The following is a 22,388-nucleotide window of genomic DNA, read 5'->3' as shown; positions in this document are numbered from 1 at the left end:
ACCGATACCGGATCGGGTGCGTCCAACCAGATGTAGGAGCCAGGACCGGCTCGACACCGAGCCGGATGATCCACGCACGAGCGAAGGAGTACGCCGTTGACCCAACCGACCGGCAATTCGAATCACCTCACCACCGATGTAGCGAACATGGAGGTCGTCGCGGGACAACTCCAGGACTCCCGCGCCGAACTCGACGCGATCCTCGGTCGTCTGACGGGCGTGGTGCAGTCCGCGCCGTCGGTCTGGCGGAGCCGCTCGGCGGAACAGTTCGCCGGAATCATGGAGCGCTGGAACGTCAACCACACCAAGCTGTCGAACGCCCTGGACGAACTGGCAGAAGCCGTGCGCACCAGTGGACGGTCGTACGCCGCTGCCGAGGACCAGCAGGCCCAGTCCTTGTCGGCGATCGACCCCGATGGCGGTTCGGTGCTCAACGGGTCGTTCAACTGATCGCCGGTCGCTCCGGCACACAGCCCTCCGGCACACATTCGAGAACAAGGAGAACGATCCGTGTCCGAGATCTATCAGAACTTCGCCGGCGTCGCCGACCTGCACGCCCAGCTCGTGTCCGGTCAGAAGGCGATCGAGGCGACGCTCGACCGCATCGAGGGGCAGGTGGCGCCCCTCATCGCCACCTGGGACAGTGGGGCGCAGGAGCGCTACGCCGCCACGCAGGCGCGCTGGAACGAGGCCGAGGCCGGCCTCATCCAGGTGCTGCACGACATCGGTCGGGTGGTCTCGACCGGTAACGACAACATGCAGGAGGTCGAGCGACTGAACCAGCAGCGCTTCCCGGGCTGATCCGGGTCTGCCGGATCCGGACCGATCCGGCGCTGTCACGTCCCGGTGGTGGAGAGGCCGCCGGGACGTGCTGCTGCTTCCGGGGTGCTCCAGCGGAGGGTGCGCAAGGGCAGGGCTGCTGCGGTGCTTTGACCGGCCCGGCGTCCGCCCGGTAGAGTGTCCCCTCGGCGTGTCGCACGTCGTCGTGCCCTGTGGTGCGACGAACACCTCTCCCGGGTCCCAACTGGCCGCCGGGCGTGGCAACCGTCGGCATGCAGGCCAGCAGCGAAACGATAGACGAGGAAGATCTGTGTCTACGTACACACCGAAGGCCGGCGACGTGACCCATCAGTGGCACGTCATCGACGCCACCGACGTGGTGCTCGGCCGCCTCGCGGTGCAGGCGGCAAACCTGCTCCGCGGCAAGCACAAGCCCACATTCGCGCCGCACGTCGACGGTGGTGACTTCGTCGTCATCATCAACGCCGACAAGGTTGCCGTCTCCGGCAACAAGCGGACCGACAAGTTCCTCTACAGCCACTCCGGTCACCCGGGCGGTCTGCGGGCTCGTTCCGTCGGCGAGGTTCTCGAGAAGAACCCCGACCGCCTCGTGGAGAAGGCCGTCACCGGCATGCTCCCGAAGAACAAGCTCGGTCGCGCCATCGCGAAGAAGCTGAAGGTCTACGCGGGCCCGAACCACCCCCACGCCGCGCAGCAGCCGGTGCCGTTCGAGATCAAGCAGGTGGCACAGTGACGACGCCCGAGGAACAGAACGTGAACCCCGAAGAGTACGTCGAGAACGTCGAGGTCGCTGCAGACGAGTACGTCGAGGACGTCGTCGAGGCACCTGCTGCCCCGATCGTGTTCGACCGTCCGGTCCAGACCGTCGGTCGCCGTAAGGAGGCTGTCGTCCGCGTCCGCCTCGTGCCCGGCACCGGCAACTTCACCCTCAACGGCCGCACCATCGAGGACTACTTCCCGAACAAGGTGCACCAGCAGCTCGTGAAGTCGCCCCTGGTGACGGTCGAGCGCACCGAGTCGTTCGACATCCACGCACGCCTGCACGGCGGCGGTCCGTCCGGCCAGGCCGGCGCGCTGCGTCTCGCCATCGCGCGTGCACTCACCGAGGTCACCCCCGAGGATCGCCCCGCGCTCAAGCGTGCCGGCTTCCTCACGCGTGACCCGCGTGCCGTCGAGCGCAAGAAGTACGGCCTGAAGAAGGCCCGTAAGGCATCGCAGTACTCCAAGCGCTGATGTGCCGCCGACGCTGATTTCGTCAGAGTCGGCACCTGTTCCATCACGAGAGCAGGCGTCGGTAGACATCTCCTACCGGCGCCTGCTTTCGTGCATTCTGTCCTCTATCGACACCCGCGGCGGGGGCCGCACACGACTGGGAGGCTGTGTACATGGGTCGGTTGTTCGGCACCGACGGAGTCCGGGGCTTGGCCAACGCCGAGCTCACATTGGAGCTGGCAGTACGCCTGGCAGGCGCTGCGGCAGCGGTCCTGGCCCCGCAGGGTGCCGAGCGGCGACCGGTCGCGGTCGTGGGTCGAGATCCACGCGCGAGCGGGGAGATGCTCGAGGCGGCCGTCACGGCCGGACTCACCGCAGCCGGAGTCGACGTGGTGTCGGTGGGCGTACTGCCCACCCCAGCGGTCGCGTACCTCACGGGTGACTACGGCGCCGACCTCGGCGTGATGATCTCCGCGTCGCACAATCCGATGCCCGACAACGGCATCAAGATCTTCGCAGCCGGCGGGCACAAGCTCGACGACGAGGTCGAGGACCGGATCGAAGCGGTGCTGCACGGCGACGCCGAGAGCGCCGCACGCCCCACCGGCTCCGGTATCGGCCGGGTGCGCGTCGTGTCCGACGCCCTCGACCGTTATCTCGCGCATCTCGCGACGGCCGTGCACAAGCCGCTCACCGGTACGACCGTAGTGGTCGACTGCGCGCACGGCGCCGCCTCGCAGGCCGGCCCGGCCGCCTACGCGGCCGCAGGTGCCACGGTCATCGCGATCAACGCCGAACCCGACGGACTGAACATCAACGACGGCTGCGGATCCACGCACCTGTCCGTGCTGCAGCAGGCCGTGCTCGAGCACGGCGCCGACCTCGGTCTCGCGCACGACGGCGACGCCGACCGCTGCCTCGCCGTCGATGCGACCGGCACGGTGGTCGACGGTGACGCGATCATGGCGATCCTCGCTCTCGGCATGCACGAAGCCGGTGAACTTCCCGACGACACCCTCGTCGCCACGGTGATGAGCAATCTCGGTCTGCATCTCGCGATGCGCGCGGCGGGGATCCAGGTGCGCACCGTCGGCGTGGGCGACCGCTACGTGCTCGAGGAGCTCCGCCGCGGTGGCTACGGCCTCGGCGGTGAGCAGTCCGGCCACATCGTCCTGCCCGCGCACGGTACGACCGGCGACGGCGTGCTCACGGGCCTGCGCCTGATGGAGCGGATCGCCACGACGGGTCTGCCGCTCGCGAAGCTCGCCTCGGTGATGACATCGCTTCCGCAGGTCCTCGTGAACGTGCGGGTCCACGACAAGGTCGCCGTCGCGAGCGATCCTGCGGTGGCGGACGCGGTCGCGGAGGCCGAGCGCGAACTCGGTGAGACCGGCCGGGTGCTGCTGCGTCCGTCGGGCACCGAGCAGCTCGTACGCGTCATGGTCGAAGCCGCCGACGACGATCACGCCCGGGCGGTCGCCGACCGTCTCGCGGGAGTCGTCGCCGCCGTCTGACCTGCGCGGTCCCTGCCCTTCGCTGCCGGTTTCCGCTCGCAGTCACGCTGCGGTGGAACCGGATCGTCCTGCGCTGCGTCCTAACCCTTCGAGAGGGTTCGGTGGGTGAAGGGCGGACATGGACACACAGCACAGCACGATCCAGGTCGACGGCGACGCGGTGCGAGCCGTCGCGGCACGACTCGCGGAGGTCGCCGAGGACGCCGACGACGAGATCCGTCGTGGCTTCGGCGGTCTCGTCTTCGACGGCTCCGGTGCCGGATCGACGCACCGGTCGGCCGGCGTTCGCGTCGAGACCGGATATCGCAGGATGCGTGCGACGTGTGAGAGCTGGGCGGCGACAGTGCAGGCGCAGGCCGACGCATTGCGCGCGGCGGCAGACAGATACCGGCACCAGGACGACGCGACCGGCATCGCCCTCACCGCTGTGACCGGTGCCGTACTCGACAGCGTCGGGTTCGGCGACGCAGGGACCCGGCAGCCGTGAGGACCCCTCCCGAGAGCGCAGGCGACATCCTCGACGCGGGAGCGCCCGGCCTGGCCCGTCTGACCGACCTCGTGCAGTCCCTGCACACTCTCGGGCTCGAGTCCGGCTGTTGCGTCGCGGACGTCCGGGCACGCTACGACGAGGAACGAACCCTCTCGTTGCCCGCCCTCGCCGACGACGCCGCCACGACGCGCTCGCTCGCGACCTCGCTCGGTCGTCGGACCGACGAACAGCGTCGCCTCCTGCAGCAACTCGACGAGTCGTGGGACGGATCCGCCGCCGACCGGGCTCGCGCCGAGCTGACGGCCACCGTCCGTTCCGGAGTGGCGCTGTGTGCGTCGCTGACCGATCTCGCGGTCGCGCTGGAATCGGCGGCCACCGCGATCGCCGCAGCGTTGCGTGAGAAGGCCCGCGTCGTCGGGGAACTCGCGGAAGGCACCGTCGACGGTCGCACGAGGGACGAGATCGACACGATCGTCGCCGGAGCGAGCGGTGGCCCGCACGGACCGAGCCCGGAGGAGCATGCCCGCTGGTTCGGCAACCCGCCCGGTGGCGACGTGGGCGACCCGCCCGGTGGCAACCTGGGCGACCCGCCCGGTGGCAACCTGGGCGACCCGCCGCGTGGCGACGTGTCCGACCCTGCCGCCGAGTGCCGGAGATGGATGGAGGAACGTCTGGTCCCGGCGGTCCGGGACGCCGTCGACGTGGTGCTCGGGGCATGTGAGGAGGCCGTCCGCCGGATCGCCGGCAGCGTCACCGACCTGGCGACGACCACCGAACGCGTCGCCGATGATGCCGGGGCGGCGGCCGCGGGCGTATCCGGTGCCGGGACGGTGGCTCCCGTCGTCGACGACGGGTCGACGCAGCACGGACCGAGCGACCCGCCGAATCAAGGTGCACTGCTGACGGTTCCCGGGATCCGCCCGGGCGAACGCAGACGCGAACACACCCCAGGACCGGTCGAGGCCGACCGCCGGCAGGACGAGAACGACGAGGGCGGTGCAGGAGTCGTGCTCGCGGAAGCCGGACCGCTGTGACGCGAACGACGGAACGTCAGCGCCCGAGGAGCAGGTTGACCTGCGTGCCGAGATCGCGATCGACGACGTCGGGGTCGGAGATCACCGTGGAGCCGGGCAGCTCCGTGGTGAGGTCGGAGAAGATCGCGTACGTCTTGTCGCCCGTGAGACGGTGCAGCAGGAAGCCGGTGAGCAGCGCACGAGTGCGTTCCTGGGTGCGACGCTCGGCACCACCGACGCCGAGCGCTCCGAGCAGGCGGCGCCCCTCGACGAGTCCTTCGTCGTTCGCCTTCTCGACGACCCGCAGCTGCACGTCGTCGCTGCCCCAGCCCCGGGCGACCGCGACGGCGTCGCTGGTCATCGACCCGATGCTCTTCTCGCCGACGAGGACGAGGCCCGGTGCCCGCACGCGGCCCGCGGCTTCGGAGGCAGCGGGGGAGACGGGCGAGGGGTAGAGCGCGGCGACGGCCGCGACCTCACGCCTCGCAGCGGCGAGCACCGCCGCCCCGGCACCCGAGCCGTGGCCCACCAGCGCGAGCTTCGACGGATGGACACTGATCCGCCCGGTACCGAGACGCACGCCGGTGCAGATGTCGAGGGTGGTGAGCAGGTCGGTCGACAAGCCGATCGTCGACGGCACCGGTCCGCGTTCGGTGTTGGGTGCGCCCACCACGATTCCCCAGGACGCGAGGTGCTCGAAGAGCTTCGTGTACTTCGTGACCCCGGTGAGCCAGCCGTGCCCGAACGCGATCGCGGGCAGGTCGAAGCCTTCCGCTGGGGTGTACACGACACCCGGCTGACCGGCGAGCGCCAGGTCGCCGCGCAGCACCGAGTGCGGGCCGCGCCGGGAGAGTTCCTGAGCCAGTTTCTTGGGGTTCGCCGCCACGGCCTGAACGTTAGCGGATGGCGCTGCCCGCCGGGGTCGGTGCGTACCGGACGGCGTGCCCCGATGCAGGTGTACGGGCTCACCGGTGTGTTGTTCCCGGGCGGGGGTCGACCAGTACCCTGCTAGGCATGTGCGGAATCGTGGGCTATGTCGGGCACCGTCGTGCTCTCGACGTCGTGGTGGAAGCGCTGCGGCGGATGGAGTACCGGGGTTACGACTCGGCGGGAATCGCCATCCTCGACGGCAAGGGTGGTCTGGCCGTCGAGCGGAAGGCGGGGCGGCTGGTCAATCTGGAGGCCGAGCTCGCCGAGATCGGCGAGGAGCACTTCGCCGGTACCGCGGGGATGGGGCATACCCGGTGGGCCACCCACGGTCGTCCCACCGACCGCAATGCGCATCCGCATCGCGACGCGACCGGCAAGGTCGCGGTGGTGCACAACGGCATCATCGAGAACTTCGCGCCGCTGCGTGAGGAGCTCGAGAAGTCGGGTGTGGAGCTGGCCAGCGACACCGACACCGAGGTCGCGGTGCATCTGGTGGCCCGCGCCTACGCCGAGGGTCCGACGGCGGGCAACTTCGTCGACAGCGCCCGCAGTGTGCTGCGCCGCCTGCAGGGTGCGTTCACACTGGTCTTCGCCCACGCCGATCATCCGGGCACGATCGTCGCGGCGCGCCGGTCGACGCCGCTGGTCGTCGGGGTCGGCGACGGTGAGATGTTCATCGCCTCGGACGTCGCGGCGTTCATCGAGTTCACCCGGGAGGCGGTCGAGCTCGGTCAGGACCAGGTCGTGGTGATCACGAACAACTCCTACGAGGTCACCGACTTCGACGGCAACACCGACGTGGCGACGCGTCCGTTCACCATCGACTGGGATCTCGCCGCCGCCGAGAAGGGCGGCCACGACTACTTCATGCTCAAGGAGATCGAGGAGCAGCCGGCCGCGGTCGCCGACACCCTGCGCGGTCACTTCGTCGACGGGTGCATCGTGCTCGACGAGCAGCGCCTGTCCGATCAGGAACTGCGCGACATCGACAAGGTGTTCGTCGTCGCCTGCGGCAGCTCGTACCACTCGGGCCTGGTCGCCAAGTACGCGATCGAGCACTGGACCCGCCTGCCCGTCGAGGTCGAGCTGGCCTCGGAGTTCCGCTACCGCGATCCGGTGCTCGACCGGTCCACGCTGGTCGTGGCGATCTCGCAGTCCGGGGAGACCGCCGACACCCTCGAAGCGGTCCGGCACGCCAAGGATCAGAAGGCGCGGGTGCTGGCGGTGTGCAACACCAACGGCGCGCAGATCCCGCGGGAGGCCGACGCGGTGCTCTACACCCGCACCGGCCCGGAGATCGGTGTGGCCTCGACGAAGGCGTTCCTGGCGCAGATGGCCGCGAACTACCTCGTGGGTCTGGCGCTGGCGCAGGCGCGCGGCACGAAGTATCCCGACGAGGTGGCCCGCGAGTACCAGGACCTGGCGGCGATGCCGGAGAAGATCGCCGAGCTGCTGACCGGCATGGAGCCGGTGCGGGCGCTGGCGCGGGAGCTGTCGGCCTCGCCGGCCGTGCTGTTCCTCGGTCGGCACGTGGGCTACCCGGTCGCGCTCGAGGGTGCGCTCAAGCTCAAGGAGCTGGCGTACATGCACGCCGAGGGTTTTGCGGCCGGTGAGCTCAAGCACGGCCCGATCGCGCTGATCGAGGACGGGCTGCCCGTCATCGTCGTCATGCCGTCGCCGAAGGGCCGCGCCGTGCTGCACAGCAAGCTGCTCAGCAACATCCGCGAGATCCAGGCCCGCGGGGCCGTCACCGTCGTCATCGCCGAGGAGGGCGACGAGACGGTCCGGCCGTTCGCCGATCACCTCGTCGAGATCCCGTCGTCGGCGTCGCTGCTGCAGCCGTTGTTGTCGACGGTGCCGTTGCAGGTCTTCGCCGCGGAGGTCGCGCAGGCCCGTGGTTACGACGTCGACAAGCCCCGCAACCTCGCCAAGTCGGTCACCGTCGAATAGCGACCCACCCGCCGGTGCAGGAGGGACGATGCGCAGTTTTCACCCGTCCGACGTGGTCCGCGCGGCGGAGGCGCCGCTGCTGGAGTCTCTCCCCGAGGGAACCCTCATGCGGCGCGCGGCCTACGGACTCGCGCGGGTCGTGGCTTCCGAACTGCGTGAACGCACCGGTGGGATCGCCGGTCGGCGGGTGAGCCTGCTCGTCGGGTCCGGCGACAACGGCGGCGACGCGCTGTGGGCGGGAACCTTCCTGCGCCGGCGGGGCGTGTCCGTCACTGCACTGCTGCTCGACCCCGACCGGGCGCACCCCGCGGGTCTGCGGGCACTGCGGAAGGCCGGCGGGCGGATCGTCCCGGCGACTCCAGAGCACCTCGGCGACCCGGACCTCGTGCTCGACGGCATCGTCGGCATCTCCGGGCGCGGCCCGCTGCGACCGGCGGCGGCCGCGCTCGTGGACGAGATCACCGCGCCGATCATCGCCGTCGACATCCCGAGCGGTGTCGACCCCGATACCGGTGCCGTCGACGGACCGGCGATCACGGCCGCGGTGACCGTCACCTTCGGCGCCTACAAGCCGGTCCATGCACTCGGCGCCACGCGCTGCGGTCGCGTCGAACTCGTCGACATCGGACTCACACTCCCGGAGGCCGGGCTGGTCGCGGCGGAACCGTCCGAGATCGGCGCGATCTGGCCGGTGCCCGGCGCCGAGGACGACAAGTACTCCCAGGGTGTGGTGGGTGTCCGTGCCGGCAGCGCCCGGTATCCGGGGGCGGGTGTGCTGTGCACGGGAGCGGCCGTCGCCGCGACCTCCGGCATGGTGCGCTACGCCGGGTCGGGTGCCTCCGAGGTGCTCGCGCGGTTCCCCGAGGTCGTCGTGTCGCCCTCGGTGGCCGAGACCGGGCGGGTGCAGGCCTGGGTCGTGGGGCCGGGTGCCGGTACCGACGATGAGGCCTGCGCGAACCTGCGCGACATCCTCGCCACCGACCTGCCGGTGCTCGTCGACGCCGACGGACTCACGCTCCTCGCCCGCGAACCCGGTCTCGTGCGGGGCCGGTCCGCGCACACCCTGCTCACCCCGCACGCCGGCGAGTTCGCCCGCCTGACCGGGAACCGCCCCGAACCGGACCGGGTCGCGGCGGTACGTTCCCTCGCCGCCGACTGGGGAGTGCACGTGCTGCTCAAGGGGCGCGCGACGCTCGTGGCACGGCCCGACGGGCACGTCTTCGTCAACGATGCGGGCGGTTCGTGGGCGTCGACCGCGGGTGCCGGGGACGTGTTGGCCGGTGTCATCGGGTCGTTGCTCTCGTCGGGCATGCCGGTGGACCTGGCCGCGGCGGCCGGTGCTCGGGCCCACGCCCTCGCCGCGAACCTGGCCGCGCAGGACCCCGAGTCCCCTGGAGCGGCGCCGACCTCGGCGAGCGCGATCCTCTCGCGACTCGGCGACTCGATTCGTCTGTTGCGCACCCACATTGCCGAATCGTGACGTGGTACACGGGGACACGACGTCGGCGTCCGACGGCGCAGTGGCAGGATCGACAGACGTGACCACGACCCAACGCACCCCGCGACCTGCACGTACCGTCCTTCCCCAAGCCGAAGCCCTCATCGATCTCGATGCCGTGTCGGAGAACGTACGAGCGCTCCGGGAGTACGCGGGTCCCGCTGCGGTCATGGCCGTCGTCAAAGCCGACGCCTACAACCACGGGGCCGTGCCGGTCGCGCGTGCCGCGCTCGCCGCAGGCGCCCGCGAACTGGGTGTGACGACGCTCGGCGAGGCCCTCGAACTCCGCGCCGCGGGTATCGAGGCTCCGATCCTGTCGTGGCTGCACACCGCCGACTCCGATTTCGCTCCCGCCGTCGAGGCCGGGATCGAACTGGGCGTGTCCTCGCCGCGGCATCTAGCGGCCGTCGTCGAGGCGGCGCGGCAGGTCGGGGTCACCGCGACCGTCACGGTCAAGGTCGACACCGGCCTCAACCGCAACGGTGTCGCCGTCGACGAGTGGGACGACATGGTGCGCGACCTGGGCCGGGCACAGGCCGAAGGTGTCGTGCGGCTGCGTGGAGCCTTTTCGCACCTCGCCCACGGCGACGAACCCGAGCATCCGGGCAACGCCGAGCAGCGCGACCGGCTGAGCGAGGCCGTCGCGGATCTGCGGCGGCACCATCTGGCTCCCGAAGTGGTGCACCTGTCGAATTCCGCGGCCACCGTCACCCGTCCCGACCTGCGATTCGACATGGTTCGGCCCGGAATTGCGATGTACGGGTTGACACCGATCCCGGAACTCGGCGACCTGGGCTTCCGGCCGGTGATGACCGTGCGGGCGAGGGTGGTGCTGGTGAAGAAGGTGAAGGCGGGAGACGGGGTGTCCTACGGGCACACCTGGACTGCTCCCGCGGATACGACGGTGGCGCTGCTGCCCATGGGATATGCGGACGGGATCCGCCGCAATCTCAGCGGGCGCATCGAGGTGCAGCTCGGCGGGCGCCGGTGCCCGCAGATCGGGCGCGTGTGCATGGATCAGGTCGTCGTCGACCTCGGCCCCGATGGGGCAGGAGTAAGCGAGGGCGACGAGGTGTTGTTCTTCGGTGACGGGCGTCACGGAGAGCCGAACGCCCAGGACTGGGCGGACAAGCTGGGCACGATCAACTACGAGATCGTGACCGGCATCGGCGGACGGACCGTCCGGACCTATGTCGGAGCGAAGGGAGCGTGACGTCATGTCACTCGTGAACAGGATGGGACTCCTCGGTGCGAGCCTTGCGACGCTCGCATCGTCGGCGGGACTGTACGCGGTCAAGACCGCGGGCGCGCCCGCCCATGAGATCTATCAGAACGAGGACTTCGACGAGATCCTCCGGCTCCCGCGCCGCATCGTGACCACCGAGGACGGTGTCCCGCTCGTGGTCCGCGAGAGCGGCTCGGCCCTGGCTCGGCTCACCGTCGTGTTCGTCCACGGCTACTGCCTGCGCATGCAGGCCTGGCATATGCAGTACCGCCACCTGCGCGAACAGTGGGGGCGTGACGTGCGTGCCGTCTTCTACGACCAGCGTGGTCACGGCGAATCCGGTTTCTCCGGTGCCGCGACGTGCACCATCGCGCAGCTCGGCCGCGACCTGGGCCGGGTGATCGACGAAGTCGCGCCCACCGGTCCGGTGGTGGTGGTGGGCCACTCGATGGGCGGCATGACCGCGATCGCGCTCGCCTCCCAGCGGCCCGACCTGTTCGGTGAACGCATCGTGGGCGTCGGTCTGCTGGCGACCACCGCGGCAGGGCTCAGCAAGACCGGTATCGGACGCAATCTCGAGAACCCGGTGATCGACGCGTTCCGGTACGCGGCGCGTACCGCACCGGGATTCGTGCAGTTCGCGCGCGGCGCGGCCCGTGCCGTCGTGACGCCGATCCTGCGTGCGGCGTCCTACGGCACGGTCGTGAGCCCCCGCCTGGTGAAGTTGTCCGACCGGATGCTCGACGAGACGTCGGTGCTCACCATCGTCAACTTCCTCCGCACCCTCGAACTGCACGACGAGTCCGCGGCGCTTCCGGTCCTGGGCACCGTGCCCGTGCTGGTGCTGTCCGGCGACGCCGACATGGTCATCCCGTACGCGAGTTCCGAGGCGCTGGCGGAGCAACTGCCCGATGTCGAACTCAAGCGGGTACGTGGTGCCGGGCACCTCGTGCAGCTGGAGTTCCCCGAGGTGGTCGACCGTGCCCTCGATCGTCTGATCCAGCGGAGTTTCACGCAGGGAGTGAACGGAAGGCAGATCGCAATTGGGTGATTCGCAATCGAGTGGGCCGCAGGTGGGGGAGCAGACCATCGAACTGCCGACCGTGGAGGACACCGAGGCGTTCGGGCGCAGGCTTGCAGCCGAGCTGCGGGCCGGGGACCTCGTCGTGCTCGACGGGCCGCTCGGCGCGGGAAAGACGGCACTGACCCGCGGAATCGCCGCCGGCCTCGGGGTGGAGGGACGCGTGACCTCCCCGACCTTCGTCATCGCCCGCGAACACCGTCCCGGTAGTCCGGAGGGACGCGAACCGGTCGGGCTCGTCCACGTCGACGCCTACCGTCTCGGCGACGGACCGAACGCCCTCGACGAACTCGACGCGCTCGACCTCGACACCGACCTGACCGACACCGTCGTGGTGGTCGAATGGGGCGGTGGCTTGGTCGAACAGCTCGCCGAACGGCATCTGAGGGTCCGGCTCCGGCGCGACCCGGGCACCGATGTCCGCCGTGCCTCGTGGGAATGGATCGGCTGAGCCACCGGCAGTCCGCATGCCGGTGGCTTCCGTCACTGCACACCGACCGGGCAGGTCGCGCGGGGTAAGCTGGTACATCGTGCTCGTGCTCGCTGTCGATACCGCCACCCCCGCCGTGACCTCGGGAGTCGTCCGTCTCGACCGCGGTCGGGACGATGCCCGACCCGAGACGGTCGCTGCGCGCGTGCTCGACAATCCGCGAGCGCACGCCGAAGTCCTCACTCCGCAGATCCTCGAATGCCTCGCCGAGGCCGGCGCTGCCCCCATCGATCTCGACGCGATCGTCGTCGGCATCGGACCCGGCCCGTTCACGGGTCTCCGCGTCGGCATGGCCACTGCTGCGGCCTTCGGTGATGCGCTCGGCATCCCCGTGCACGGTGTGTGCAGCCTCGACGCGATCGCCGCGGACGTCCACCGGGAACACGGTACGGACGACGATCTGCTCGTCGTCACCGACGCCCGTCGTCGCGAGATCTACTGGGCACGCTATTCCGGCGGCCGCCGCGTCGAAGGACCCGAGGTGCGCAAGCCCGCCGACGTGCCCGCCGAGCCGTCGGTGCGGGTGGCGGGCTCGTCGTCGCACGTCGCGCTGTTCGACCTTCCGGCGGTGGACGTGCAGACGCCGTCCCCGGCGGGCCTGGTGACAGTCGCGGCCGACGCCCTGCGCGCGGGCGCCGAACCGGAGCCGCTCGTGCCCCTGTACCTGCGCCGCCCCGACGCGGTGGAGACCGCGAATCGCCGAGCATGAACGCCACACCCGAGGAGAATACGGCCGCAGAGAACGCGGTCGTCATCGACGCACTGCGCCCCGAGGATGCACCCCGCTGCGCCGAACTCGAACAGATCCTGTTCCCCGGCGACGACCCGTGGAGCGCCGACGCCTTCCGTTCGGAGCTGGCCTCGCCCCACAACCGCTACTTCGCGGCCCGCGACCCGCAGGGCCGGCTGATCGGTTACGCGGGACTCGCGCGACTCGGTACGGCCATCGAACCCGAATCCGAGGTGCACACCATCGGTGTGGACCCCGTGGCGCGCCGCCGGGGGATCGGCGGAGCCCTCCTGGGGGAGTTGCTGGCCGTCGCCGACCGCTGGGGAGGGCCGGTCTTCCTCGAGGTGCGCACCGACAACGACGCGGCGATCGCCCTGTACCGGCGCGAGGGCTTCGAGATCGTCGGAACCAGGAAGCGTTACTACCAGCCGAGCGGCGCGGACGCGTACACGATGCGTCGTCCGGATCCGCGAGAGGAGTCACCGGCGTGAGCACCACCAGCCCCCGATTCGAGCTGCCCGAGCGCCCCGTCGTGATGGGCATCGAGAGTTCGTGCGACGAGACCGGTGTCGGCATCGTCCGCTGGGTGGGTGACGGCACCCTCGAGCTGATGGCCGACGCCGTGGCGTCGAGCGTGGACGAGCACGCCCGCTTCGGTGGTGTGGTGCCGGAGATCGCATCCCGCGCCCACCTCGAAGCCATGGTGCCGACGATGCGGCGCGCCCTCGACGAGGCCGGGATCGAGAAGCCGGACGCGGTGTGCGTAACCATCGGGCCGGGTCTCGCGGGAGCACTTCTCGTCGGTGTCGCCGCTGCCAAGGCCTACGCGGCAGCGTGGAACGTGCCGTTCTTCGCGATCAACCACCTCGCGGGCCACGTCGCGGTCGACACCCTCGAGCACGGACCGATGCCGCCCTGCGTGGCGCTGCTCGTCTCCGGTGGTCACACCCACCTGCTGCACGTCGAACATCTCGGCAAACCCATCGTCGAACTCGGCACCACCGTCGACGACGCCGCCGGGGAGGCCTTCGACAAGGTCGCGCGACTGCTGGGGCTCGGTTATCCGGGCGGTCCCGAGGTCGACAGGCTGGCCCGCCAGGGCGACCCCTCCGCGGTCGTCTTTCCGCGGGGTATGACCGGTCCGCGCGACGCGCGTCACGACTTCTCGTTCTCCGGTCTCAAGACCGCGGTGGCCCGCTTCGTCGAAGCGAAGGAACGTGAGGGCGAGCCGGTGCCGGTCGCCGATGTCGCCGCGGGCTTCCAGGAGGCGGTGGCGGACGTGCTCACCATGAAAGCTGTGCGGGCCGCCCAGGATCTCGGTGTCGACACGCTCGTCCTCGGTGGTGGAGCGACCGCCAACAGCCGGTTGCGCGCACTCGCCGAGGAACGGTGCACTGCTGCGGGTATTACCCTGCGCGTGCCGCGGCCGAAGTTGTGCACCGACAACGGCGTCATGATCGCGTCGCTGGGCGCGCATCTCATCGCCGCGGGGGCGCAGCCGTCCTCGCTGGGCGCTGCGACGGATCCGGGCCTGTCGGTGTCGGTGTCGCAGGTCGTGGCCTGACCTTTCCCGACCGACCCCCACCCGAGGAGGGCGCGCTGCCTAGGTGGGGGCGATCTCCGAGGTCCCGGATCCGGTGGTCGTTTCCCCCGTCGTGGTCTGTCCGGTGGACGGCACGGTCGTGCCCTCCTCCGTGACGGACGCGATCGTGGAGGACAGGTCGGTCGGATATGCGCCGGTGGACGACGCGGACGGCGTCTCGGTCGGCGAGGTGGTCGACGGGGGTGTCGGGCTCACACCGGTGCTCGGTTCGGTCGTCTCCGGATCGGTGGGCGCAGGGCTCGTCGTCTCCGGCGGTGTGGTCGGCTCGGTGGTGTCGGGAGCCGTCGTGTCGGGAGCCGTGGTGTCCGGAGCGGTCGTGTCCGGAGCCGTGGAGTCCGGAGCCGTGGAGTCGGGATCGGGCCTCGGTGCGGTCTCGGAATCCGGCGACGTGAACGGTCGGTCCGGGTCGGACTCTTCCTCCGCTGTCGACCCGGGGGTCGGCACCTGATCGATCGGCGTGGGCGTCACGGTGGTGCTCGACGACTCGGGCACAGTGGGCCACGGATCTTGGGTCGACGGAACGGTGTGCTCGACGGTCGGCAACGGCCAGGGAACCGTCGTCGGCGCGGGTGCGTCCCGGGTGCTCCGGGACGTCACGGGTTCGGGCGGCGGGTCGTGGGACGGGACGGCCGACTCGCCGGGACCGGCCTCCTGCGTGGGGACGTCGCCGCTCGTGAAACGCGGCGACACCTGGGCGTCGCTGCTGTCGCGTTCGGTGAAGTGCTGGGTGGCGAAGCCGGCCATGATCGCACTGAGCACCAGGAGCCCGGCGACCGCCCCGGAGACACGACCCGAGGACCGGTTGCCGGTGCGCGACAGGGCGCCGACCACGGTGTATCCGACCGAGGACGGGGAATCGGCCGACAGTGCCGCACCGATCGCGGCAGCCGCTCCCGGTTCGGGGACGGTGACGATCTCGCCGTCGAACTCCGCCGAGATCGCCGCGGCGAGGACGGGGGACGCGGCCGCGCCCCCGATGAGGGCCATGGTATCGGGGACCGGATCGGTGCTCGAGCAGATGCGCCGCGTGAACGCCGCCGCTTCGTCGGCGAGATCGGTCGTCAGTTCGTCCAGTTGCGCTCGGGTGAGGGTGACCGTCGCGTCGGGACCGGCCTCGGCGATGTCGATGCGGGTCGTCGTCGCCGAGGAGAGTGCCTCCTGGGCGCCCTGGCACCGGGCCGCCAGCAGGCCGGGGTCGATCTGCCTCCGGGTGCGCATCCGCTCGGTGGCGTTGCGGACATGATCGAGCACACGTGCGGTCAGGGCGTCGCCGCCGACGGTCTCGGTACGTGCGGACCGCAGCAGGGTGCCGGTCTCGCGGTCGAGGACGGAGACGGTCGTGCCGGTGGCTCCGATGTCCACGAGCGCGATCGCGCCGGGTTCGCGACGGACCCCCACTGTGTAGAGATACTCGAGGGCGGCGGTGGTCTCCGGAACGAGGCGGACCATGTGGCCCGTCCGCTCGGCGGCCGTGCGGATCTCGTGCGCCTGTTCCTCGGTGCGGTATGCGACCGTGATGATGGCGGGACTGTCGGCTCCGCGGGCGGTTCCGCGAGGAGACGTGAGCGAGACGGCGTCGAAGACGAGATCTCCGAGATCGCGCCCGGGCTGCGACTCGGAGGCGAGTCTGCGGAATTCCGTTGTGGGCGCGTGTGCAGCATCGACGCGCAGGGCCGAGCCGGCGCCGGAGGCGCCGACGGAGATGCCGAGCGACGTGGGCATTGTTCACCTTCCGTGCGTGATCGACGACCAGGCGTCCAGGGCCTACCTCGGCTGAGGTCACCGAACGATCACGCTCATGGGTTTCCGTTATTCAACCGTAACATGACGTCGGGTTCCACGCAGGTCGGCGTGTTTGCACCCGTTGCCCTTGAGCGCTGGCACTCTCGTGTATAGAGTGCTAGTGACACCGAGCGCCGGCCCGGCACCCGCGACGACGGGACGCGTGCGGAGTCACCGTGATGACTGAACACACCCGTGTCCGAGAACACCGGTTCTCGGACCCCATTACCCCTGAAAGTGGAGGGCTCATCGTGGCGAGCGTGAACATCAAGCCGCTCGAGGACAAGATCCTCGTCCAGGCCAACGAGGCCGAGACGACGACTGCCTCCGGCCTGGTCATCCCGGACACGGCGAAGGAGAAGCCCCAGGAGGGCACCGTCGTCGCCGTCGGCCCCGGCCGCTGGGACGAAGATGGCGACAAGCGCATCCCGCTGGACGTCAAGGAAGGCGACGTCGTCATCTACAGCAAGTACGGCGGAACCGAGATCAAGTACGCCGGCGAGGAGTACCTGATCCTGTCTGCGCGCGACGTCCTGGCTGTCGTCGCCAAGTAGGCCGCTTGCATTCCGCCCCGGTGTCCCGTTTCGGACCCGGGGCGGAATACGTTGGGGAACATCCGAGTCCAGGAGTAGTCGCAGAACATGTCCAAGCAAATCGAGTTCAACGAGACCGCGCGGCGGGCTCTCGAGCGCGGTGTCGACCAGCTGGCCGACGCCGTCAAGGTGACGCTCGGCCCGCGTGGCCGGCACGTCGTGCTCGCCAAGGCCTTCGGTGGTCCCACCGTCACGAACGACGGTGTGAGCATCGCCCGTGAGATCGAGCTGGAGGATCCGTTCGAGAACCTCGGCGCCCAGCTCGTCAAGAGTGTCGCGACCAAGACCAACGATGTCGCGGGTGACGGCACCACCACCGCGACCGTTCTCGCCCAGGCGCTCGTCAAGGCCGGCCTGAAGAACGTTGCCGCAGGCGCCAATCCGATCGCGCTCGGTGCCGGTATCGCCCAGGGTGCGGACAAGGTGAGCGAGGCTCTGCTCGCTGCCGCCACTCCCGTCGAGGGCAAGACCGCCATCGCGCAGGTCGCCACCGTGTCCTCGCGCGACGAGGAGATCGGTGAGATGGTCGGCGAGGCGCTGACCCGCGTCGGGAAGAACGGTGTCGTCACCGTCGAGGAATCCTCCACCCTGAGCACCGAACTGGTCGTCACCGAGGGCGTGCAGTTCGACAAGGGCTTCCTGTCGCCCTACTTCATCACGGACATCGACGCGCAGGAAGCCGTCCTCGAGGACGCGCTCGTCCTGCTGTACCGCGAGAAGATCAGCTCGCTTCCCGACTTCCTCCCGCTCCTCGAGAAGATCGCAGAGTCCGGCAAGCCGGTCCTGATCATCGCCGAGGACATCGAGGGCGAGCCGCTGTCGACCCTGGTGGTCAACGCGATCCGCAAGACCCTCAAGGCCGTTGCCGTCAAGGCTCCGTACTTCGGTGATCGCCGGAAGGCCTTCCTCGAAGACCTCGCCGTTGTCACCGCGGGTACGGTCATCAACTCCGATCTGGGTCTGTCCCTCAAGGAGGCCGGACTCGACCTGCTCGGCTCGGCCCGCCGCGTCGTCGTCACGAAGGACAGCACCACGATCGTCGACGGTGCCGGTACCGCCGAGGACATCGAGGCGCGCGCCGCTCAGCTGCGTCGTGAGATCGAGGCCACCGAGTCCGACTGGGACCGCGAAAAGCTCGAAGAGCGCCTCGCGAAGCTCGCCGGTGGCGTCGCCGTCATCCGTGTGGGTGCGGCGACCGAAACGGACCTCAAGGAGCGCAAGTTCCGCGTCGAGGACGCAGTCAACGCCGCGAAGGCGGCCATCGAGGAGGGCATCGTCCCCGGTGGCGGGTCGGCTCTCGTACAGGCCGCACGCTCGCTCGAAGAGCTCCAGGCGTCCCTCTCCGGCGACGCCGCCACGGGCGTCGCCGCGCTGCGCACCGCGCTCACCGCGCCGCTGTACTGGATCGCCACGAACGCCGGCATCGACGGTGCGGTGGTCGTGAGCAAGGTCGAGGAGACGGGTAAGGGCTTCAACGCCGCGACCCTCTCCTACGGCGACCTCGTCGCCGAGGGCGTCGTCGACCCGGTGAAGGTGACGCGTTCCGCCGTCGTCAACGCCGCCTCGGTCGCACGCATGGTGCTCACCACCGAGAGCGCCGTCGTCGACAAGCCGGAGGAAGAGACCGAGGCCGGGCACGGCCACGGTCACGCGCACTGAGCGACCGGTCAGGGCCGCGGACCCGCCGCCCGGCGGGTCCGTAGGTCGAGCCGGACGTGAAAGTCGTTCCGGACGGCACGAATACAGCGAGGCCCCGCAAGGAATGTTCGCATTCCCTGCGGGGCCTTCGTCGTATCGACGCAACTCCTCCAACCGGCCTCCCGGTCGTACCGTCACGGTCGTGTCGACATGATCACGACCGTGACGGTGTTGACATGGTCACGACCGTGACGGTGTCGTCACGGGGCGGGTGACCGCCTCACACAGCGACCTTCCGCCGTTGTTGCCTCGTGTACATCTCCCGCTCGGTCTCCGACATGCCGCCCCAGATGCCGTACGGCTCGGCGACGGCGAGGGCGTGGTCGCGGCAACGGGCCAGCACGGGGCAGGTGCGGCACAACTCCTTCGCGCGGTTCTCCCGCTGGGCGCGGGCACGACCGCGCTCTCCGTCGGGGTGGAAGAACACCGAGGAGTCCACACCACGACACTTACCGTGCATCTGCCAATCCCAGAGGTCCGCGTTGGGGCCGGGCAGTGTGTGTGGTGCGGGCATGTGGCACTCCTTTGCAGCAAGCTCGCGTGAATGGTGCGAGCGGACCGTGGACACATCGGGATTCCCGCTGTGATCCGAATCAAACAAACTCACCGTAGGATCTGTATCGATTCGTCGTCAATGTTTTCGATGAGTGGGATAGTCCATAACCGAACAGCCAAGATTTAACCGCGGAAATATTTACTTTCGTGAGGAGTCGTGCCTGTGCGCTGCGGGCGGGGGTGATCCGGGGTATCTTATGCTCCCGACGTGGGCAAAAGGTCCCTTACTCGCTGGTAACCCGGCCTTTCGGCGGCCGGATGCGGGCTCCGACGCGGCCTCGGAGGTCCGGGGCGGCACCATACATGCACCACGCATGTTTTAACTCGATGTTTAACAAAATGTTCGGAAATGTCTTCTGTGCGTCCCTGCGTTCCAATCATCGAGACTATTTGCGCTCACGGTGATAATTTCTCTCCGACAAATGCCCGGCGTCGGCCCGGAGCCCCGCGTATCGTCGGTATCCGCTGGTGCGATGATTCCGCGATGGCACATTCCGACGCCCGCCGGCACACGGCACCGACACCGTCCGACCGCCACGCGATCCTGGTCGCCGCGGCCTTCGGCTCGTCCCCGGGGGCACATCCGCTCCCTGCCGCGCACGGACCCGAACAGAACTGGTTGCGGGCCGTCGCGCTCGGTGGGCAGGGACGTTACGCCGCCGCGCGGGCCGAGCTGGCCCGAGTGCGTGGAACCGGAGGAGTGTGGTCGTCGTTCGGAGCGAGCACCGAGGCCTCCCTTCTCCGTCAGTTGGGCGGACATCGCGCGGCCGCCGTCCTGGACGGACGTGCTCTCGCGGAGGCGGGGTCGCTGCGAACCAGCTCCGGGAACACTGTCGCTGCATGGCGCGACGTCGGCACTGTCGCCGCACGGCGCGACGTCGATGTTGTCGCTGCATGGTGTGACGCCGCCACGGGGTTGGCGGCCGATGCGCTCGGGCGGGGCCGTCTCGCGGTGTGCGGGTCGCTGCTCGACCGATGCGCAGCCGCTCTCGACGCTGCCGAATCGGAAGCGGGGGAGAAGGCCTTCGTGCGACAGCGGATCCGTCTCGCATGGGTCGGGGCCGAATCCGCTCTCGCGGCAGGCGACTTCACCCGTGCGCGCAGCCGGGCGGACCGTGCGGTGGAACTCGCGGACGGCTTCGGATCGATCCGGCACTCCGTGAAGTCGGACCTCGTGCGGTCGGCCTCTTTGACCGGACTGCCCGACCATGGTCCGGCTATGGATCTGGCCGCCGACGTCCTCGCGCGCGCGGAGGAACACGAACTCATTCCGTTGCAATGGGCCGCGGCGATGCTCCTCGACGGGCTGGGGGCAGGGAGAGACGCGGGTCGCGTCCGTGATCTCGATGCGGGTCGCGTCCGTGATCTCGATGCGGGTCGCGTCCGTGACTTCTGCGCGACCGTGATCAGGGGGCGTGGGGGTCGCTTCGTGACCTTGTCTGCCTGCTGAGTTCCAGTCGCGCGCGGGGGGTGACCGGACCGGTCGGTCGTTGTAGTTACTCTGGGGGTGTTCCACGGTCAGGTGGAAGCCCGCCCGGGGGGGTGGTGCCGTCTGTAACGCCAGGACTTGCGCAATCGATGACTGTTATGGGTGAGGAGTTGGACTCCGCGGTTGCTGCGGCTGCGCAAGGCGACCGGGCGGCTCTCGCTCAGGTTCTTGCAAGTGTCCGGCCCCTCGTCGTGCGGTACTGCCGCGCACGGGTCGGATCTGCAGAGCGCGGCCAGCTCTCTGCAGACGACGTTGCACAGGAGGTGTGCCTGGCCGTGATGACCGCTTTGCCGAGATATCAGGACCAAGGCCGCCCCTTCATGGCGTTCGTGTACGGGATCGCTGCTCACAAGGTCGCCGACGCGCACCGCAGTGCGGCGCGCAACCGCGCGGAACCCGTGGCGGATGTGCCGGAGGTGATGTCGCTCGACGACAGCCCCGAGGAATACGCGATCAACTCCGAGGCGGGCCGGCAGATGAAGCAGCTGCTGGGCATCCTCCCGGAGAAGCAGCGCGAGATCCTCATCCTCCGTCTCGTCATGGGATTGTCGGCCGAGGAGACGGCCGCAGCAGTGGGTAGTACTGCAGGAGCGATCAGGGTGGCCCAGCACCGGGCCATCGCGAGACTCAAGAAGGAAGTCACGAGAGCAGGTGAGCGGAATGGGTAGGGGGCGTTTCTCGGGCGACGGCTTCGACGACGAGTTTCCCGACGACGAAACCTCCGTGGACCTCGCCGCCGTGCGTCGTGACGACGCGCTGATCGATGCGATCTCCGGTAACGGGCTCGTCGAGACGAAGGACAACGAGGAGTACGAACTCGCCACTCTGCTCGCCGACTGGCGTGCAGAGATCCTCGCCGAACCGATGCCCGCCGGCCCCGACCTCGACGAAGTGGTCGCCGCCGTCCACCGGGAACTGGGAACACGGGAAACGCTCGCTCGGGCCCCGGAGGTCACCCCTCTGCGCCCGCGATCGAAGGGGCAACTCCGGTTGCTCCGTCCGCTCGCAGGTGCAGCAGCGCTCGTCGCTATCGCCGTCGGCAGCGCGACCGCCGTGTCCTACGGCGCCGAGCCCGGCGACCCGTTGTGGGGCGTCAAGCAGGTCGTGTTCAGTGAGCAGGCGCAATCCACCGAGGCCCGGATCGACACCACATCGACCCTGGAGCGTGCCGAACAACTCATCGCCGAGGGCAACACGGAGGAAGCACGCGAGTTGCTGACGTCCGCGGAGTCCCGTTCGGGCGACGTCCGGGACGCGGAGGAGCGCGATGCGCTCGGCGACTGGGTGCAACGCCTCGCCGAGGAACTCGGCCGGTTGGTGCCGCAGGTGCCTCCGCCGCCGGCAGCGCCGGTGGCACCCGAGGTGCCGGTGGTTCCCGGTGCCGTCGTGCCCCCGCCGGTCACGACGCCCGGCACGGATGGGCAGCAGCCTGCCCCGACGACCGGTGCGGAAACCGGCACGACCGTGCCGCCCACTTCCACGACGGTGGATCCGACCATCCTGCAAGCGCCGCCTCCGGTTTCGAACACCACGACGCCGTCGCAGACCGCGCCACCGCCCCCGTCGAGCACGCCGGGTCCGTCGGTGCCCAGCGAGGCTCCTCCGTCGACCTCGGCTTCTTCCCCGACTCCCGCTCCGACGACGACGGCATCGTCGCCGCGGTCGACGCAGGACGGACCGGGAGCAGATTTCGCTCCGGGGTCCGTGACCACTTCGGAAGGCGGCTAGAAGTAC

At 69.6% G+C, this 22,388-nt stretch carries 23 protein-coding genes; 20 read left to right on the top strand and 3 right to left on the bottom strand.

Features of this window, described 5'->3' with window-relative positions; all coding sequences use genetic code 11:
* Positions 1-96 precede the first annotated feature (96 nt).
* From KXC42_RS17185 to KXC42_RS17155, 7 genes are all read left to right on the top strand, one after another.
* On the top strand, positions 97-450 hold the full coding sequence (locus KXC42_RS17185; RefSeq protein WP_257605836.1) for a WXG100 family type VII secretion target: 354 nt from the start codon (positions 97-99) through the stop codon (positions 448-450).
* A 60-nt stretch (positions 451-510) separates the two neighbouring features.
* On the top strand, positions 511-801 hold the full coding sequence (locus KXC42_RS17180) for a WXG100 family type VII secretion target (RefSeq protein WP_016690931.1): 291 nt from the start codon (positions 511-513) through the stop codon (positions 799-801).
* Between the two features lie 289 nt (positions 802-1,090).
* The gene (rplM, locus tag KXC42_RS17175; RefSeq protein ID WP_006550055.1) at positions 1,091-1,534 is read left to right on the top strand and encodes a 50S ribosomal protein L13; all 444 of its coding nucleotides are present in this window, start codon (positions 1,091-1,093) and stop codon (positions 1,532-1,534) included.
* Complete coding sequence (gene rpsI, locus KXC42_RS17170; RefSeq protein ID WP_006550056.1) at positions 1,531-2,034, top strand: 30S ribosomal protein S9; 504 nt, start codon at positions 1,531-1,533, stop codon at positions 2,032-2,034. The genes rplM and rpsI overlap by 4 nt, the downstream gene beginning before the upstream one ends.
* A 152-nt stretch (positions 2,035-2,186) precedes the next feature.
* Positions 2,187-3,527, top strand: coding sequence for a phosphoglucosamine mutase (gene glmM / locus KXC42_RS17165; protein ID WP_006550057.1), 1,341 nt, complete (start codon positions 2,187-2,189; stop codon positions 3,525-3,527).
* Between the two features lie 118 nt (positions 3,528-3,645).
* Complete coding sequence (locus tag KXC42_RS17160; protein WP_219129320.1) at positions 3,646-4,014, top strand: hypothetical protein; 369 nt, start codon at positions 3,646-3,648, stop codon at positions 4,012-4,014.
* Complete coding sequence (locus KXC42_RS17155) at positions 4,011-5,051, top strand: WXG100 family type VII secretion target (RefSeq protein WP_219129319.1); 1,041 nt, start codon at positions 4,011-4,013, stop codon at positions 5,049-5,051. The genes KXC42_RS17160 and KXC42_RS17155 overlap by 4 nt, the downstream gene beginning before the upstream one ends.
* Before the next feature lie 16 nt (positions 5,052-5,067).
* Here KXC42_RS17155 and KXC42_RS17150 read toward each other — a convergent pair whose 3' ends face one another.
* On the bottom strand, positions 5,068-5,916 hold the full coding sequence (locus KXC42_RS17150) for a hypothetical protein (RefSeq protein ID WP_019288586.1): 849 nt from the start codon (positions 5,914-5,916) through the stop codon (positions 5,068-5,070).
* 128 nt (positions 5,917-6,044) lie between these two features.
* Between KXC42_RS17150 and glmS the strand changes: the two genes are divergently transcribed.
* The 8 genes from glmS (at position 6,045) to tsaD (ending at position 14,498) form a co-directional block, all read left to right on the top strand.
* On the top strand, positions 6,045-7,910 hold the full coding sequence (gene glmS, locus KXC42_RS17145; RefSeq protein WP_006550061.1) for a glutamine--fructose-6-phosphate transaminase (isomerizing): 1,866 nt from the start codon (positions 6,045-6,047) through the stop codon (positions 7,908-7,910).
* A gap of 28 nt (positions 7,911-7,938) precedes the next feature.
* On the top strand, positions 7,939-9,390 hold the full coding sequence (locus KXC42_RS17140; protein WP_006550062.1) for a bifunctional ADP-dependent NAD(P)H-hydrate dehydratase/NAD(P)H-hydrate epimerase: 1,452 nt from the start codon (positions 7,939-7,941) through the stop codon (positions 9,388-9,390).
* A 58-nt stretch (positions 9,391-9,448) separates the two neighbouring features.
* Positions 9,449-10,621, top strand: coding sequence for an alanine racemase (alr, locus tag KXC42_RS17135; RefSeq protein ID WP_019288585.1), 1,173 nt, complete (start codon positions 9,449-9,451; stop codon positions 10,619-10,621).
* Between the two features lie 4 nt (positions 10,622-10,625).
* On the top strand, positions 10,626-11,684 hold the full coding sequence (locus KXC42_RS17130) for an alpha/beta fold hydrolase (protein WP_006550064.1): 1,059 nt from the start codon (positions 10,626-10,628) through the stop codon (positions 11,682-11,684).
* Between the two features lie 22 nt (positions 11,685-11,706).
* Positions 11,707-12,165, top strand: coding sequence for a tRNA (adenosine(37)-N6)-threonylcarbamoyltransferase complex ATPase subunit type 1 TsaE (gene tsaE / locus KXC42_RS17125; RefSeq protein WP_033097002.1), 459 nt, complete (start codon positions 11,707-11,709; stop codon positions 12,163-12,165).
* A gap of 79 nt (positions 12,166-12,244) precedes the next feature.
* Complete coding sequence (gene tsaB, locus KXC42_RS17120; RefSeq protein WP_064060917.1) at positions 12,245-12,913, top strand: tRNA (adenosine(37)-N6)-threonylcarbamoyltransferase complex dimerization subunit type 1 TsaB; 669 nt, start codon at positions 12,245-12,247, stop codon at positions 12,911-12,913.
* Positions 12,910-13,425, top strand: a complete 516-nt coding sequence (rimI, locus tag KXC42_RS17115) for a ribosomal protein S18-alanine N-acetyltransferase (protein WP_006550067.1) — start codon at positions 12,910-12,912, stop codon at positions 13,423-13,425. Before tsaB ends, rimI begins: the two co-directional genes overlap by 4 nt.
* Positions 13,426-13,469: 44 nt before the next feature.
* Positions 13,470-14,498: a tRNA (adenosine(37)-N6)-threonylcarbamoyltransferase complex transferase subunit TsaD gene (tsaD, locus tag KXC42_RS17110; RefSeq protein ID WP_033097166.1), complete on the top strand. Its 1,029-nt coding sequence runs from the start codon at positions 13,470-13,472 to the stop codon at positions 14,496-14,498.
* 39 nt (positions 14,499-14,537) lie between these two features.
* Here tsaD and KXC42_RS17105 read toward each other — a convergent pair whose 3' ends face one another.
* Positions 14,538-16,259, bottom strand: a complete 1,722-nt coding sequence (locus KXC42_RS17105) for an Hsp70 family protein (RefSeq protein ID WP_219129318.1) — start codon at positions 16,257-16,259, stop codon at positions 14,538-14,540.
* Positions 16,260-16,570: 311 nt separating this feature from the next.
* Here KXC42_RS17105 and groES point away from each other — a divergent pair, with 311 nt between their 5' ends.
* Both groES and groL read left to right on the top strand, forming a co-directional pair.
* On the top strand, positions 16,571-16,873 hold the full coding sequence (groES, locus tag KXC42_RS17100) for a co-chaperone GroES (protein ID WP_006550071.1): 303 nt from the start codon (positions 16,571-16,573) through the stop codon (positions 16,871-16,873).
* An 87-nt stretch (positions 16,874-16,960) separates the two neighbouring features.
* Positions 16,961-18,571: a chaperonin GroEL gene (groL, locus tag KXC42_RS17095; RefSeq protein WP_219129317.1), complete on the top strand. Its 1,611-nt coding sequence runs from the start codon at positions 16,961-16,963 to the stop codon at positions 18,569-18,571.
* Positions 18,572-18,830: 259 nt separating this feature from the next.
* Here the strand turns inward: groL and KXC42_RS17090 are convergent, their stop codons facing one another.
* Entirely contained in the window at positions 18,831-19,124 is a 294-nt protein-coding gene (locus tag KXC42_RS17090; RefSeq protein WP_039584868.1) for a WhiB family transcriptional regulator, read from the bottom strand.
* Positions 19,125-19,649: 525 nt separating this feature from the next.
* On the opposite strand from KXC42_RS17090, the gene KXC42_RS17085 reads away from it, so the two are divergent.
* The 3 genes from KXC42_RS17085 to KXC42_RS17075 all read left to right on the top strand — a co-directional run bounded on the left by KXC42_RS17085 (position 19,650) and on the right by KXC42_RS17075 (position 22,382).
* Positions 19,650-20,615, top strand: coding sequence for a hypothetical protein (locus tag KXC42_RS17085; RefSeq protein WP_019288581.1), 966 nt, complete (start codon positions 19,650-19,652; stop codon positions 20,613-20,615).
* A gap of 128 nt (positions 20,616-20,743) precedes the next feature.
* Complete coding sequence (locus KXC42_RS17080) at positions 20,744-21,322, top strand: sigma-70 family RNA polymerase sigma factor (RefSeq protein WP_019288580.1); 579 nt, start codon at positions 20,744-20,746, stop codon at positions 21,320-21,322.
* Positions 21,315-22,382, top strand: coding sequence for an anti-sigma-D factor RsdA (locus KXC42_RS17075; RefSeq protein ID WP_033097049.1), 1,068 nt, complete (start codon positions 21,315-21,317; stop codon positions 22,380-22,382). The genes KXC42_RS17080 and KXC42_RS17075 overlap by 8 nt, the downstream gene beginning before the upstream one ends.
* The last annotated feature ends 6 nt before the right edge of the window (positions 22,383-22,388 follow it).

Source organism: Rhodococcus sp. LW-XY12 (assembly GCF_019317345.1).
Classification (GTDB): Bacteria; Actinomycetota; Actinomycetes; order Mycobacteriales; family Mycobacteriaceae; genus Rhodococcus; species Rhodococcus pyridinivorans.
Note: the sequence above shows the minus strand (reverse complement) of the source record. Positions and strands in the feature narration are given on the sequence as shown.